This window comes from Clostridium sp. AM27-31LB, from assembly GCF_003480745.1.
GTDB classification, from domain to species: domain Bacteria; phylum Bacillota; class Clostridia; order Lachnospirales; family Lachnospiraceae; genus Butyribacter; species Butyribacter intestini.
The window spans coordinates 250,583-265,243 of record NZ_QUJS01000002.1; the positions used below are offsets into that span (position 1 = coordinate 250,583).

Sequence of the window (14,661 nt, forward strand, 5' to 3'; positions counted from 1 at the left end):
ATATGGTTGAAAAATGCAGGATTAGATGAGAAAACCTATGAAAACCTAAAAAAGATACAGGAAAAAATGTCAGGTTATTCTATTCCACAGATTGATTTCAGTAAAATGGAGAAAAGACTTACAGAGCTAAAGAAACTTGTACCATGTGACTTAATGACATTGCAAGAAAGACTTATAACAAATTCTAATTTATTCTTAATGACAGATAAATTTAGAGAATATGTAAAGGTTGTACGAGAGACAGAAGGAATTACAGAAGAGGAATTTGAACAAAAGTTTTCAAAAGAAATAGAGCGAAGCCGTAAATTAGGGAGAAACGGCTGGATTCCATCAGAACATGGAAAACCAAAGCATATTGCGGAATGGAGTGAATATATTCTTGATTCTCCAGAGAAAATAATGGAGTTCTTTGAAAAAGATGATGAAAAAGTCATAAAAAAAATAAAGAATATACTTAGTCGAGTTTACATTCAAAAACCGTATATTACCTATTACCAGAATGGTATAAAGGCATTTGATAATAAAGAGTATATGACAGCGGCACTGTACCTTACAATTTTATTTGAAATAAGGATTTCTAATCTAGTGGAATTTCCTAAAAAGAATGCAAAAAATCAGAGACTTAGATATCAAGATAAATATTCAAGTTACGGATATTCGATACAGAAGAACAAGGATTATGAGAATGCGACAGGCTTTATAGAAAAAAGATTTTATATTCTTAATTTTTATCCAGCTCTTGAGGAGTATACCAACAGGTTGTTTTGCTTTGGTAATCTTCCGTTAGATATGGAACAAGAGTCTGAACCAGAACCTGATTATTTGGATAGGACATGGCTTTTACATGGAAGATGCTGTAGGGAAACAACAAGGGTTGATTGTGTCCAGTTGTTAAATGCATTGGATGTCTGCGAGTTTATTTTCAGTAAATTTAAAGATTCCCTATCTGAGGACATTTCAGACAAAACTGTGATAAATACTGAAACATAAATTTTTCTACTGCGGAAAGGAGAAAGTTAGATGGATTGGAACTTGTTCTGGACAGCTTTTGGTGCGATAGGAGCCACATTAGGTGCAACAGCAACAACGGCAGCCGTTATTGTGGCATTATGGCAGACAAAGTACAGTCAGAAGAAAAAACTGAGTTTGGAGTTTACTGATAATTTTCAATTGTACAATCCAAACACAGGAGCATCTTTAAAATTTGTTGGTCTGAGTGTTACAAATGTTGGAAACCGCAAAGTGATTATTCAGACATGGGGAGTGCATTTGAATGAGGGCAGTGCCATTGTAATGCCTCCGCCTGATGTGAAAGGAATGGAAAAATTAGCATATACGAAACTTCCACAGGTATTAGATGTCGAAGAATCAATTGATCTGCAGTGGCAGATAGAACGTTTTCAAACATTTTTGGAATCAAACAAAGATAATATTTGCAAGAATAAGCCGCTTGTATTTTTCGTAAAAGATAGCACAGGCAAACAGTATACAGTAAAAACAAAGAAAAATGCTTCGTTTTACTTCAAATAGCAGTTACTATTGACAAGTAGAACAAATGTTCGTATAATGTAAACATCGCTACAGTAGGATTTATATCGCAGAGAATACATAGAGGTTGGTTCTCTTTCCCTTTATCAGCCGAATGATAGGAGGCGATGGTTACATGACATTTGAAATTGATTCGACAGTGTATATTGTCGAAAGTAACCGGATAGTCCGTGAAGCAACAGTAGTAAAGCGGAGTGGAGATTTTTATATTATCCGGTTTGGAACAGACGGAGGTATTCAGGTCAGAGGCAGCAGACTTTTTGCAAGCGAAGAAGATGCACAAGCATCCATTCACAAAGAAAAAAATAATAAAACGGTACATCGTTCACCGTATGATTATTATCACTAGAGTGACAGAAGGGGATAATACAAAAAATATGTTGACATTCCCCTTCATTTTTTATATACTGATATTAGCAAGTTAGCGAACAAGCAAGCGTGCTAAAAGATTAACACCTACTAAATGTAAAAGATTAAATGAAAAGTAGAATAGTTAAATAAGAGAAAAGGTGAGAATTATGATGTATGCGAATTTTGGAGAATTTATAAGTAAGAAGAGAGTTGAACAAAAACTCACATTGAGAAAGATGGCAGATTTACTTGGCGTATCAGCCCCTTTTTTAACAGATGTGGAAAAAGACAGACGCAACCCCTTCGATATGGAAAAACTCACACAACTTGCAAAAATACTCAATTTGTCTAAAGAAGAAAACGAGCAGATGCTTGACTTGGCCGGAAAAAAGAGAAATGCAGTGGCACCGGACCTTCCAGAGTATATTATGGAGAGGGACTATGTTAGTGCAGCACTCAGGACGGCTAGGGATCTGGATGCAGGAGAAGAAGAATGGAACCAGTTTGTGGAGGAACTGAGAAAGCGAAAGGGGTAAGAACCTATATATGTATAGAGCCGAAATTAAAAGAAAGAAATCTGGGGCGCCAGTCTTAAGCAAAAAAGAGATTGATATGATAGGAGAAAATATTGTCGGTGATTTTATGCCGGAAGCATTGAAATCACCACAAGAGATAGATATTGACCTGCTGGTACAGGATTATCTGGGAATGGAACAGGACTTTCAATACCTGTCTCATTGTGGTGTCTATCTGGGAATGACAGTATTTAATGATACGGATAAAGTACCTGTGTATGATCCTTCAACGAATCGTGCTGAATACATAAGTGCAAAAGCACATACGGTTATCATAGACAGAACTCTTTTGGAAAATAATCAGGAACACAGATATCGATTTACGATGGGACATGAAGCAGGACATGAGTTCCTGCATAAGGAGTATTTTGCTTATGACCCAGACCAGCTTACTATATGGGATTTAAATGGGATGTCGCATCCGGCAATGGTGCAATGCAGGGTTGATACAAAGAAACTTGACTGTGCGCAGAATACAACTTGGACAGACAGGGACTGGATGGAATGGCAGGCTAATGCGTTATCATCTGCAATGCTCATGCCAGCATCAATGGTGAGGATGGTTGCGGATAATTATGTCCGGACTGATCTTGAGCATGATTTTTACTATTATGCTCTTGCAGACAAGGTGGCATCTGTATTTAATGTTTCATTTGAAGCAGCAGGATACAGACTTAAAAATCTCGGATATATACCAAGAGAATTTGTTTTAAGCACGGATGTTTTAAATGCTATCTATTGCGGATTTGTGTGTAATTATTAACAGGCTTAGAAAGTATGCGGATTACGCAGTCCGCATATTTTTTTACCCGAAGCGTTAGCAAGTTAGCGAACAACCGAACTAATACGGCTCAATATGAAAAATTTGTCAGAAACGGTATATAATTCCTGAAACATGAATATTATAAAATTATAAGATATTTTGTCGAATGGTGGAGGTGATTGTCGATGGAAATCATACATAGATGCACAAGGAAATGCCCTTATAACAAGCATTGCTTTGTATGTAAAACAAAAGAACCAGTGAAAGCCAGTATTACTGTGCTTCATAAATGCAAGGTTACAAAGGAAGAAATACCAATAGAGATTGGCGGTTATGATCAGTCAAAGCAGTAATAAAAAATATAATATGGACGAGCTTGTAAAAACAGCCACTAAGATGTGCTGATATTACAGTTTCTTTTCAACAGAAATGTATGTGGAGAACACTGTCAAAATCAGAGATCTTAGTGGCTGTTTTTTATTCTGCTTTGAATGTGCAAAACCATATTATTTTCACCAGATGATTTCAGAAAAATCTTTGATAAATAGATTTTTACAGAACTGATAACAGATTTATAAGCATCTGAATATCAGCTGACAGGATATCTCTGTAAAAAGAAGATAAAAAATATCTTTCATAATTAATATAGGAAATTTTTATTCGTGTTTGCAAAAAGCAGAAAAGTGTCAGATGAAAAAGCGAATAAAGAAATAGGAAAAAAATTAGAGAAATATTTCAAATCGGAAATTAGTCTTCCTATTTGAAATTTATATTCATATCAGACGAGGACGAAAGGAGGTGAAAAGCCGTGAGTGCAAATGAGCGAAGAGCAGAGATTATGCGAATTATGGTCGCACGAAGACAGGAAAATATGCAGGTCTTGGCAGCAGAGCTTGGTGTTACGGATAGAACTATCCGAAATGACATTCTTATACTCACGGCTGAGTATCCTCTGGAAACGACTAGAGGTAACGGAGGCGGCGTCCGTATCGCTGACTGGTATCACCCACATAAAAATATTCTGTCCAAAGATCAGATGACTGTTTTGGAACAGTTGATGGACAAGGCAGATGATGAACAGAAAAAGGTGATTGACCAGATGCTCCGTGAATACGGCTCTAACAAATACAGTCCTGCAGTCTAGGACAAGCAGATGACGGTCTGCTGTCCATGAACAATATTGACGAGAACCCCACGGCCATGAGAGCCGAATGTAGAAAGGAAGAATTTATTATGATTAAAAAAGTATTTATCTGCAGTCCTTATCGGGGCAATATCGAGGAGAACAAAAAGAAGGCGGTAACCTATGCAAGGATTACTGTTATGTCAGGGGATATTCCGATTGTCCCACATCTCTATTTTCCAGCATTCCTTGATGAAAAAATTCCAAATGAAAGAATGACAGGCATCGCAATGGGTCTTGAACTCATGGATATGTGCGATGAGGTATATGTATTCGGATTTGATATTACCGAAGGAATGAAGTTTGAACTTGACCATGCAAAAGAAACACGCAAGCCAGTCAGACTTTACGATGAGGACTTTAATCCCGTGAATATCAAGACCATTCCCGTAGATGAAAGGGCGGATGCCAGATACAGAAGCACTATCAGAAATCTGAGAGTGCTGAAATAGGAGGTCCGCCATGTCAGGAATAGTAAATGTCTGCTACGGACTTTATCAAGGGGACAGGCTTACAGTCATCTCCCAAAAAGGAAGAAAAATAGCAACAGTTGTAAAAGAATATCCGTACCACATTCTGATGGATTTTGGCGGATATCAGAGAAGCGTAAATAAGTCAGATATTTATACTGGCGATGTGAAAATTGAAAGGAGACAGCGATGAGCGAAGGATTATTACAGATGGCAGAAGGATATGAACAGATTGCAGCCGGAATCAGAAAGATGGTTGCTGCACAGGAAAAAGCACCTGAGAAAGAAGCAAAGCCTGTAAAGAAGGCAGAAAAGAAGAAAGAGAGCGTGCCGGATACACCAAATGAAGAAACACAGGTTGATTTAAAGACAGTCCGTGCATTCCTCACTGAAAGATCCAGAAAAGGAAAGACATCTGAAATCAAGCATCTAATCGAGCAGCTTGGATATGAAAAACTGTCGGATGTACCGCCCGAGAAACTGCCGGAACTCTATGAGAAAGCGCAGGTGCTTTAATGGGGGCGCACGCAAGATTCTCCCCATCTTCCGGAAAAAGATATTTGAACTGCCCTCCATCACTTCTTCTGGAGGAGCAGTTCCCGGATGAGCAGTCACCCTATGCATCAGAGGGTTCTGCAGGTCACACAATGGCGGAGCATCTGATTAATAAGTATCTGAAGAAGAGAACCAAGCGTCCGGTATCAGATTATTATTCGGACGAGCTTATGGAAGCAGTGGAAAGTTATGTTGAATATGTCATCAGCCAGATAGAACAGGCAAGAGCCGACTGTGACACACCGTTTTTCGGAGTAGAGCAGAAAGTCAGTCTGGCAGAGCGCGTGGAGGACTGTTTTGGAACGGCTGACATGGTTATTGCAGATTACCATAAGATTCACATTATTGACCTGAAACTTGGCAAGGGCGTGATGGTTGATGCAGAAAGCAATGTCCAGCTTATGATCTACGGACTGGGAGTCCTTGATATGCTTGGCTTTTTATATGACATCGATACCGTGGAACTTACCATTGTCCAGCCAAGAATCGAGCATTTTTCTACATGGGAGATATCGGCAGAAGACCTTTTTTCATGGGGAAAAGATGTATTCGAGCCGGGAGCAGCAAGGGCACTTGCCGGAGAGGGAGAGTTCAAAGCCGGAGACCACTGCAGATTCTGCAAGGCAAGATTTACCTGTCGTGCAAGGGCAGAGGAATATCTGAAACTTGCCCAGATGGAATTTAAGAATCCTGACCTTATGTCAGATGATGAGGTCGCAGAGGTGCTGTCCAAAGCGGATGCCCTCAAGAAATGGGCAGAGGAAGTTTATACCTATGCCCAGAATGAAGCAGTCACAAATCATAAGGAATGGCCGGGATTCAAACTGGTGCTTGGCAGGAGCAACCGTAAATATACGGATGAAACGGATGTCGCAGAGGCAGCCAAGAAAGCCGGATATACGGACATCTATAAACAGAGCCTTATCGGTATCACCGAGATGGAGAGACTGATGGGCAAGAAGAAATTTAATGAAATTCTGGGAGCCTTTGTGTATAAGCCGGATGGCAAGGTCACACTGGTGCCGGATTCAGATAAAAGAGAACCATATAAAACAGCAACCGCTGAGGCGGATTTTAAGGAGGAAACACTATGAGCAACACAAATCCAACAAAAGTAATCGTTCCATGCAGACTGAGCTATGCACACCTTTGGAAGCCGGATTCCATCAACGGAAGTGAACCGAAGTATTCCGTATCCTGCATTATAGACAAGGATAATACGGATGTTATTGCCAAGATTAAAAAGGCAATCGAGGTAGCAAAGGAAGAAGGTAAAGGCAAGTGGGGCGGCAAGATTCCGGCAAATTTAAAGACACCCCTTCGTGACGGTGATATCGACAGACCGGAGGATGAGGCATACGCAGACAGTATGTTTTTAAATGCCAATTCCAAACAGGCACCGCAGATTGTCGACAGACAGGTGCAGCCTATCCTTGACCAGAGTGAAGTGTATTCCGGCTGCTACGGAAATGTGTCCGTTACATTTTATGCCTACAATTCAAACGGCAATAAGGGTATCGCAGCAGGTCTCGGTAATGTGCAGAAATTAAGGGACGGAGAACCGCTTGGTTCCAGAACCAGTGCAAGTGATGACTTTGAAGCCGTGGATGGTGAGGATGATTTCCTTGCATAGAAAACACACAGATTTATTTACAGGGGGCGGAAGCATGGCTTCCGCTTCCCATATATGAAAGGATGGAACAATGTCAGATATAAGAAAAGAACTTGAGGATATAAAAGAATATATTCCGGTCAATACATATAAGACCATTATCGGTCAGATAAAAGCCGGACATGAGGATGCTGCAAGAGTCGGTATCGAAAGAATAAAGATAAAGGCAGGTGTTGGCAGATGCCCGGAGATGAAATAAAGGCGGTCCGTAAAAAGGCTGGTATAACACAGATTGAACTGGCAGAACGGCTCGGGGCGTCCAAAGGGACAGTGGCAATGTGGGAGTTAAACCAAAGAAGCCCGTCTTTGAAGATGCTGCGGAAAATCTGCGTAGTACTTGGAACAACACCTGACAGCATATTGGGATTCTGCGATTCCAAGAAAGGAGCAGAGAATGGAAACACTGGCAATTGATATAGAAACATATTCCGATGTGTCCCTGCCGGACTGCGGGGTACACAGATATACCGCATCCGACCAGTTTGAGATACTTCTGTTTGCATACAGCGTGGATGATGGAAATACACAGATTGTTGACCTCGCATCCGGGGAGAAACTGCCGGCCGATGTCATGGATGCACTTGTGGATGATTCCGTGATAAAGACCGCTTATAATGCCGTGTTCGAGCGAACCTGTATTAATAAATACTTTGGTCTTTCCCTAAAGCCGGAAGCGTGGAGATGCACGCTCATTCAGGCATCCATGCTGTCCCTGCCATTATCCCTAGAGGGAGTCGGGGCAGCACTCCATCTTGACAAGCAGAAGATGGGAGAGGGCAAAGACCTGATCCGTTATTTTTGCATGCCATGTAAGGCAACAAAATCAAATGGCGGTAGAAAAAGGAATCTTCCGGCAGACGCACCGGATAAATGGGAATTGTTTAAGACCTACTGCATCCGTGATGTGGATGTGGAAAAACAGATAAGACAGAAACTGTTGAAGTTCCCGATACCCGACAGGGAACAGGAACTGTACTGTATGGATCAGAGGATAAATGACCGTGGAATTATGGTGGATACGGAGCTTGCAGAAAATGCCATAGCCTGTGACCTTTTGTATAAAGAGTCAGCAACAAAAAGAGCCTACGAACTATCCGGTCTTGAAAATCCAAACAGCGTATCACAGCTAAAGGGATGGCTTGCGGATAAGGGGATAGAGATTGATTCCCTTGCAAAAAAGACCGTAGAGGAATTGGTGGATAAGACGGACGGGGATGTAAAAAAGATGCTGAAACTCCGGCTTGCCATGTCAAAAACATCCGTAAAAAAATATGAAGCAATGGAACGCTCCGTATGCCCTGACGGAAGGGTGCATGGACTTCTGCAGTTTTATGGTGCGAACAGAACCGGACGGTGGGCCGGCAGACTGGTGCAGATACATAATCTTCCGCAGAACCACATGGATGACCTTGAACTTGCCCGTTCCCTTGTAAAGGAAGGCAGATATGACCTGATAGAACTTTTCTATGATTCCACACCTGAGGTGCTGTCGGAACTTATCCGTACCGCATTTGTTGCAAAGCCGGGATGCAGATTTATTGTATCGGACTTTTCCGCTATTGAAGCAAGGGTGATGGGCTATCTTGCCGGGGAAGGATGGGTAATGGAAGAGTTCATGGGTGCCGGAAAGATATATGAGCAGACGGCATCCAAGATGTTTCATATCCCAATCGAAGAGATTACCAAAGGAAGTCCGTACCGTGCAAGGGGGAAAGTGGCATCGCTTGCCTGTCAGTATGGCGGAGCGGAAGGTGCGCTTATCAGTATGGGCGCATTAAATTTTGTGGAAGAGGATGAACTGAAAGGTCTGGTGCAGTCATGGCGGACAGCAAACCCGCACATCGTAAATTACTGGTATGAGATTGACGGTGCGGTAAAGGCTGCCGTGAAGGAACGGAAGATGACCACGGTCGGAAGGGTGACGGTATATTACCAGTCCGGGATGTTAAAGATCGCACTGCCGTCAGGAAGGGTGCTGTCATATGTAAGACCGAGGATGACCGTGAACCGTTTCGGCTCGGAAAGCGTCAGCTATGAAGGTGTCGGTACGAACCGCAAATGGACAAGGATAGAATCCTACGGTGCAAAATTCTGTGAAAATATCGTCCAGGCAACCGCAAGGGATGTGCTGGCAGAAGCAATGCTCAGGCTGGAAAAGAAAGGTTTTGACATCGTATGCCACATCCATGATGAAGTGGTGCTTGAAGTGCCGGAAGGAACATCCTCGGTGGAAGAAGTAAATGAGATCATGGCGGTATGCCCTGACTGGTGTGAGGGGCTTCCGCTTAAGGCAGCAGGATTTGAAAGTCCGTTTTACAAGAAAGATTAGGAGGTGCTGCATGGGAGGACGCAATACCGAAGGTTATCCTGACCCGACTGCAAATACTGCGGTCGGAAGGGTAATGAAGGAAGAAAAGAAGAAAAAGAAGGAGGCAGGAAAAGATGTTCGTATCAATCGGAAACTCAAGAATGGACAAAAAATTTAACTGCACGGATATGACATATGAGGATTTTGTCAGCCGTCTGTCCAAGACAAAATATACTGCAGAAACAATGGAGCAGTACAGGAAGATGCCGAAGGGACAGCAGGACAATATCAAGGATGTCGGAGGCTTTGTTCTTGGAAAGCTGAAGGGCGGACGGAGGAAGAAAGAATGCGTGATATCAAGATCAGCAATCACGCTTGACATGGATTACGGGACACAGGGCATCATTGATGAACTGGAAATGTTCTTTGACATGAAGATGGTGGTGTATTCCACCCATAAGCATACACCGGAAAAGCCGAGACTGCGTATCATCATATTCCTGACAAGGGATGTGACTCCTGATGAATATGGTGCGGTCAGCCGTATGCTTGCATCGGATATAGGCATTGAACTTTTTGATGATTCCACCTATGAACCTTCCAGACTCATGTACTGGCCGAGCACTTCAAGTAACGGGGAGTATGTGTTTCAGGAGATCGATGGGGCAGAAGTGGATCCGGATGAAGTGCTGGCACGTTATAAGGACTGGCATGATGTATCCGCATGGCCGGTAAGCAACCGTCAGGCATCCGTGGTACAGAGGGATATAAAGAAACAGGCAGATCCGCTTTCCAAGGACGGACTGATTGGGGCATTCAACCGGACATACACGGTGACACAGGCTATCGATAAGTTCATCCCGGATGTGTACAGGCATTCGAGGGCAATCCCCGGAAGATATGATTATATCCCGGCAGACTCGGCAGCCGGAGTTGTTGTATATGATGACCTGTTCGTATACAGCCACCATGCGACAGACCCGTGCTGCGGAAAGCTGATGAATGCGTTTGATGTGGTAAGGCTTCATAAATTCGGTGACAAGGATGCAAGGGCAGCCGAAGGGACAGAACCCGGAAAACTCCCGTCCTTTAAAGCCATGCAGGATTTTGTATCTGCAGATGAAGAAGTAAAGAACACTCTTGCAAAAGAAAGACAGGAGCTGGCAGTACAGGAATTTTCCGCAGAGCCGGATGAGGACTGGCAGAATAAACTAGCACTCGACCGCAGGGGAAACATCAAGGATACACTGCAGAACATCGCACTGATCATCCGCAATGATGAGAATTTCAAAAATATCGTATACAACGAGTTCAAGGATACCATTGATGTCATCGGTCCGCTTCCTTGGACACAGGTAAAGCCCGGATGGAATGACTCCGACCTTGCGAATGCAAAAGTGTATTTCGAGAGGGTGTACGGGATCTGGTCACCGACCAAGTTTAAGGATGCACTGCTTGCAGTAGTGTCATCCGACAGGCTTTATCATCCGATCAAGGATTATTTTGCCACACTTAACTGGGACGGACAGGAGCGTATCGACACACTGCTCATCGACTACTTTGGTGCAGAAGATACACCTTACACGAGGGCGGTCATCCGTAAAACACTGGTGGCTGCAGTAGCACGTATTTATAAGCCGGGAGTGAAGTTTGACTCCATCCTCGTGCTGAACGGTCCGCAGGGAATGGGAAAATCAACCTTCTTTTCCATACTCGGAAAGCAGTGGTTTTCGGATTCCTTATCCATTTCGGATATGAGGGATAAGACTGCTGCCGAGAAGCTGCTCGGCAACTGGATCCTCGAAATCAGTGAGATGAACGGTATCCGCAAGACCGAGGTCGAGGTAGTGAAGTCCTTTGTCACCCGTCAGGATGATAAGTTCCGTCAGGCATACGGTGTAAATGTGGAGTCCCACCCAAGAAAATGCATCATTGTGGGAAGCACCAACTCTGAAGGCGGATTCTTACGTGACGTGACCGGAAACAGAAGATTCTGGCCAGTGCATGTGCCGGGAACGGGAAAACACCATCCGTGGCAGCTTGACTGTGTCGACCAGATCTGGGCGGAGGCAATCCATCTGTATAACAAAGGCGAGGAGCTGTTCTTAAAAGGTGCGGAGGCAGAAGAAGCCTATAAGATGCAGCAGGAGGCAATGGAGTCGGATGACCGTGAGGGCATCGTGCAGGATTATCTTGACAGGCTTCTGCCGGATAACTGGGCATCAATGGACATCTACCAGAGAAGGGCATTCCTCGGAGGCGGTGAGTTTGAAACCGTAGGTGTAAAGGGAACGGTCGTGCGTGAGCGTGTCTGCATCATGGAAATATGGGTGGAGTGCTTCGGTAAGGAACGCCAGAACTTAAAGAAGGCGGATTCCTATGAGATCGAAGGCATCTTAAACAAGATCGGGGGATGGAAGAAGTATGATTACAACACCACCGGAAAGACCAAAGTCCCCCTTTACGGAGTGCAGAAGACTTTTGTGAGAATGGATGAGAAACCAGAGGAAACCCGTTAGGCGGTTTCCGAGGTTTCCCAAATGCAGATGGGCAACGGTAGTCGGAAACCGTGCTGACACCTTGGAAAATAAGGGGTTGCGGTTCTTAGTTTCCCAGTTTCCCATTAAATCCAGTTGAGAATTAAAAATAAAGATAAAAAGAGCAATTCATGTATATATGCGCGTATAGGAGTTAAAGGCATATGGCAACCGCAATCGGCAAAGGAGGTATCTGGTTTTGCTAGAAAGTACAGTAGAGAGACATTTGAGGGAAGAAGCAAAAAAGCGGAAAGGCATGGCACTGAAGTTCGTATCACCCGGTATGAATGGAGTGCCTGACCGCATCGTCCTGATGCCGGACGGGAAAATGGCATTTGTGGAACTGAAAGCATCGGGAAAGAAACCAAGACCGCTGCAACTGAAAAGAAAGAGGATGCTTGAGAGGCTTGGCTTTCCCGTTTATGTAGTTGATAACATCGATCAGATCGGAGGTATTCTGAATGAAATACAAGGCACATGATTACCAGCAGTATGCTACGGATTTTATAATCACACATCCCGTGAGCTGCCTGATCCTCGACATGGGGCTTGGCAAGACGGTAATAACACTTACGGCATTGTGGCTGCTGCTGTTTGATTATTTTGAAATAAGGCGGGTGCTGGTGATCGCACCAAAACGTGTGGCTGAGACCACATGGCCGGCAGAGATAAAAAAGTGGGAGCATCTTTACGGCATGACATTTGCAGTGGCAATGGGAACTGCAGTGCAGAGAAAAGAAGCACTTTTGTCAGGAGCCGATGTGACGATCATTGGAAGGGACAATGTTTCCTGGATGACAAAAAATATATTTTTTGATTTTGACATGGTCATCATTGATGAGCTGTCGAGCTTCAAGTCCCCAAAGGCACAGAGGTTCAAAGACCTGAAAAAAGTAAGGCCGATGGCAAAGCGGGTGGTCGGACTTACCGGAACACCGGGAAATCTTATGGACCTGTGGGCAGAGATAGGGATCCTTGATATGGGGCAGAGGCTTGGGAGATTCATCGGTGGATACCGTGACAGGTTCTTTGTTCCGGATAAGCGTAACAGGGAGATCATCTTTTCCTACAAGCCGAGAGATGGTGCGGAAGAAAAAATATATGAGCTGATCTCCGATATCAGTATTTCCATGAAGGCTGTTGATTATCTTGATATGCCGGAGTGTGTGTGCAACCGGGTATCTGTTTCCATGTCGGAATCCGAACAGGCTCTTTATGACAGGATGGCAGATGAGATGATCCTTGAATACGGAGAAGGACAGGACATCGATGCGGTAAACGCAGCAGCACTTTCCAACAAGCTCCAGCAGATGGCGAACGGTGCTGTCTATGATGAATCCGGCAATGTCAGAAATATCCATGAGAGAAAACTGGATGCTTTGGAAGACCTTATCGAATCGGCAAACGAGAAACCGCTTCTGGTTGCGTACTGGTTCAAGCATGACAGGGAGAGGATATTAAAGAGATTTCCGGCAAGGGATATCAATACAAAGAAAGACATTGATGACTGGAATGCCGGAAAAATCCCCGTTGCACTGATCCATCCGGCATCGGCAGGACACGGACTGAATCTTCAGGAGGGCGGTTCAACCATTGTATGGTTTTCGCTTACATGGTCCCTTGAGTTATATCAGCAGCTTAATGCCAGACTTTACAGACAGGGACAGAAACACACGGTTGTCATAGAGCATCTGGTAACGGACGGGACGGTCGATGAGGATATCCTTCGTGCAATCGAGAGGAAGGACAATACACAGAATGCAATGATAGAAGCAGTAAAGGCAAGGATCGGAGGTATGGCGGATGACGGCAGAAGTAATGATGAAGGAATATAAGAACATGAAAAAGGAACTGACCGTGACTGAGTTCCAGCTCCGTCAGTTTCAGGGAGTGAGCGAACAGGACATGATCGATTCCATGCTCTATTCCCATCCGGAAGGGGAAAGGGTGCAGACCAGCACTCTTTCCGATAAGACGGCAAACATAGCAATCAAGTACAGGACGGCAATCGAAAGGGAAAATGACGAATGGTATGAGTTCCTTTTTCACAGATATATGTTCCTGAAGGAAGAACTGGAATTTTTCGAGCATGCAGTGAATGGACTGGATGAAAGACATAGAAGTATTATCACGGATCTTCTGGATGAGGACATGACATGGGACATCATGATGGAAAGATACCATGTGAGCCATACGATGATAGCAAAATACAGAAAAGCAGCATTGAAGGAACTTGATAAACAGTATGAACTGAGGGACAGACAGGTGGAAGCCTTTGTTCTCGGATAGGAGGTTTTATGTGTAAGCGCGGAGATATTTATTATGTGGATTTTGGAGAAAAAGATGGAAGCAAACAGGGCGGTGTCCGTCCGGCACTGGTGGTAAGCAATAATAAGGCGAATAAGCATTCCCCGGTGGTCACGGTCGTTCCGCTGTCAGCCAGAGTGTGGAAAAAGAAGTATCTTCCGACCCATGTGCAGATCCCCAAAGGCAGCGGTCTGAACAAGCCGAGCATGGCTCTGGCGGAACAGGTGGAGACCCTTGATAAGACAAGGCTTGGAGAAAGAATCGGGGAAGTGTTGGATGACATGGTCATGGAACAGATTACAGTAGCGCTCCAAATACAGATAGGTGCATATGCAGAGTACAATTGAGGCAGTCAGACGGCTGTCTTTTTTGTTTGCGTTATGGTAAAATCT

At 43.9% G+C, this 14,661-nt stretch carries 21 protein-coding genes; all 21 read left to right on the top strand.

Translation table 11 applies throughout. The features are described 5' to 3' along the window. Positions 1-6: 6 nt before the first annotated feature. The 21 genes from DW721_RS04680 to DW721_RS04765 all read left to right on the top strand — a co-directional run bounded on the left by DW721_RS04680 (position 7) and on the right by DW721_RS04765 (position 14,616). Positions 7-990: a hypothetical protein gene (locus tag DW721_RS04680; RefSeq protein ID WP_118744986.1), complete on the top strand. Its 984-nt coding sequence runs from the start codon at positions 7-9 to the stop codon at positions 988-990. Positions 991-1,020: 30 nt separating this feature from the next. Continuing rightward, positions 1,021-1,530, top strand: coding sequence for a hypothetical protein (locus DW721_RS04685; RefSeq protein ID WP_118744987.1), 510 nt, complete (start codon positions 1,021-1,023; stop codon positions 1,528-1,530). A gap of 133 nt (positions 1,531-1,663) precedes the next feature. Beyond that, on the top strand, positions 1,664-1,897 hold the full coding sequence (locus DW721_RS04690; RefSeq protein ID WP_118744988.1) for a hypothetical protein: 234 nt from the start codon (positions 1,664-1,666) through the stop codon (positions 1,895-1,897). Positions 1,898-2,066: 169 nt separating this feature from the next. After that, the gene (locus tag DW721_RS04695; RefSeq protein WP_118744989.1) at positions 2,067-2,435 is read left to right on the top strand and encodes a helix-turn-helix transcriptional regulator; all 369 of its coding nucleotides are present in this window, start codon (positions 2,067-2,069) and stop codon (positions 2,433-2,435) included. A 76-nt stretch (positions 2,436-2,511) separates the two neighbouring features. Beyond that, positions 2,512-3,237, top strand: a complete 726-nt coding sequence (locus tag DW721_RS04700) for an ImmA/IrrE family metallo-endopeptidase (RefSeq protein ID WP_243035945.1) — start codon at positions 2,512-2,514, stop codon at positions 3,235-3,237. Between the two features lie 185 nt (positions 3,238-3,422). Then, positions 3,423-3,590 (top strand): hypothetical protein, encoded by a 168-nt coding sequence (locus DW721_RS16005; RefSeq protein ID WP_182436212.1) that lies wholly within the window; start codon positions 3,423-3,425, stop codon positions 3,588-3,590. Between the two features lie 455 nt (positions 3,591-4,045). Then, positions 4,046-4,381, top strand: coding sequence for an HTH domain-containing protein (locus DW721_RS04705; RefSeq protein ID WP_118744991.1), 336 nt, complete (start codon positions 4,046-4,048; stop codon positions 4,379-4,381). 89 nt (positions 4,382-4,470) lie between these two features. Beyond that, entirely contained in the window at positions 4,471-4,872 is a 402-nt protein-coding gene (locus DW721_RS04710) for a DUF4406 domain-containing protein (protein ID WP_182436213.1), read from the top strand. Positions 4,873-4,882: 10 nt separating this feature from the next. Then, the gene (locus tag DW721_RS04715; RefSeq protein ID WP_118744992.1) at positions 4,883-5,083 is read left to right on the top strand and encodes a hypothetical protein; all 201 of its coding nucleotides are present in this window, start codon (positions 4,883-4,885) and stop codon (positions 5,081-5,083) included. Continuing rightward, the gene (locus DW721_RS04720) at positions 5,080-5,406 is read left to right on the top strand and encodes a hypothetical protein (protein WP_118744993.1); all 327 of its coding nucleotides are present in this window, start codon (positions 5,080-5,082) and stop codon (positions 5,404-5,406) included. Before DW721_RS04715 ends, DW721_RS04720 begins: the two co-directional genes overlap by 4 nt. Then, entirely contained in the window at positions 5,406-6,539 is a 1,134-nt protein-coding gene (locus DW721_RS04725; protein WP_118744994.1) for a DUF2800 domain-containing protein, read from the top strand. Before DW721_RS04720 ends, DW721_RS04725 begins: the two co-directional genes overlap by 1 nt. Next, positions 6,536-7,078 carry a DUF2815 family protein gene (locus tag DW721_RS04730; protein WP_118744995.1) on the top strand — a complete coding sequence of 181 codons (543 nt, stop codon included), beginning with the start codon at positions 6,536-6,538 and terminating at the stop codon, positions 7,076-7,078. The genes DW721_RS04725 and DW721_RS04730 overlap by 4 nt, the downstream gene beginning before the upstream one ends. Positions 7,079-7,148: 70 nt before the next feature. Beyond that, positions 7,149-7,316, top strand: coding sequence for a hypothetical protein (locus tag DW721_RS16010; RefSeq protein ID WP_182436214.1), 168 nt, complete (start codon positions 7,149-7,151; stop codon positions 7,314-7,316). Then, the gene (locus DW721_RS04735; RefSeq protein ID WP_118744996.1) at positions 7,298-7,531 is read left to right on the top strand and encodes a helix-turn-helix transcriptional regulator; all 234 of its coding nucleotides are present in this window, start codon (positions 7,298-7,300) and stop codon (positions 7,529-7,531) included. The genes DW721_RS16010 and DW721_RS04735 overlap by 19 nt, the downstream gene beginning before the upstream one ends. Further along, complete coding sequence (locus tag DW721_RS04740; RefSeq protein ID WP_118744997.1) at positions 7,512-9,446, top strand: DNA polymerase; 1,935 nt, start codon at positions 7,512-7,514, stop codon at positions 9,444-9,446. The genes DW721_RS04735 and DW721_RS04740 overlap by 20 nt, the downstream gene beginning before the upstream one ends. A gap of 10 nt (positions 9,447-9,456) precedes the next feature. Beyond that, entirely contained in the window at positions 9,457-9,603 is a 147-nt protein-coding gene (locus tag DW721_RS16015; RefSeq protein ID WP_182436215.1) for a hypothetical protein, read from the top strand. Beyond that, positions 9,560-11,944 (top strand): virulence-associated E family protein, encoded by a 2,385-nt coding sequence (locus DW721_RS04745; RefSeq protein WP_207665611.1) that lies wholly within the window; start codon positions 9,560-9,562, stop codon positions 11,942-11,944. Before DW721_RS16015 ends, DW721_RS04745 begins: the two co-directional genes overlap by 44 nt. Before the next feature lie 217 nt (positions 11,945-12,161). Then, positions 12,162-12,443, top strand: coding sequence for a VRR-NUC domain-containing protein (locus DW721_RS04750; RefSeq protein ID WP_118744999.1), 282 nt, complete (start codon positions 12,162-12,164; stop codon positions 12,441-12,443). After that, positions 12,424-13,797 carry a DEAD/DEAH box helicase gene (locus DW721_RS04755; RefSeq protein ID WP_118745000.1) on the top strand — a complete coding sequence of 458 codons (1,374 nt, stop codon included), beginning with the start codon at positions 12,424-12,426 and terminating at the stop codon, positions 13,795-13,797. Before DW721_RS04750 ends, DW721_RS04755 begins: the two co-directional genes overlap by 20 nt. Then, entirely contained in the window at positions 13,766-14,251 is a 486-nt protein-coding gene (locus DW721_RS04760) for a hypothetical protein (RefSeq protein ID WP_243035946.1), read from the top strand. Before DW721_RS04755 ends, DW721_RS04760 begins: the two co-directional genes overlap by 32 nt. Before the next feature lie 8 nt (positions 14,252-14,259). Further along, complete coding sequence (locus DW721_RS04765; RefSeq protein ID WP_055272584.1) at positions 14,260-14,616, top strand: type II toxin-antitoxin system PemK/MazF family toxin; 357 nt, start codon at positions 14,260-14,262, stop codon at positions 14,614-14,616. Positions 14,617-14,661: the final 45 nt, after the last annotated feature.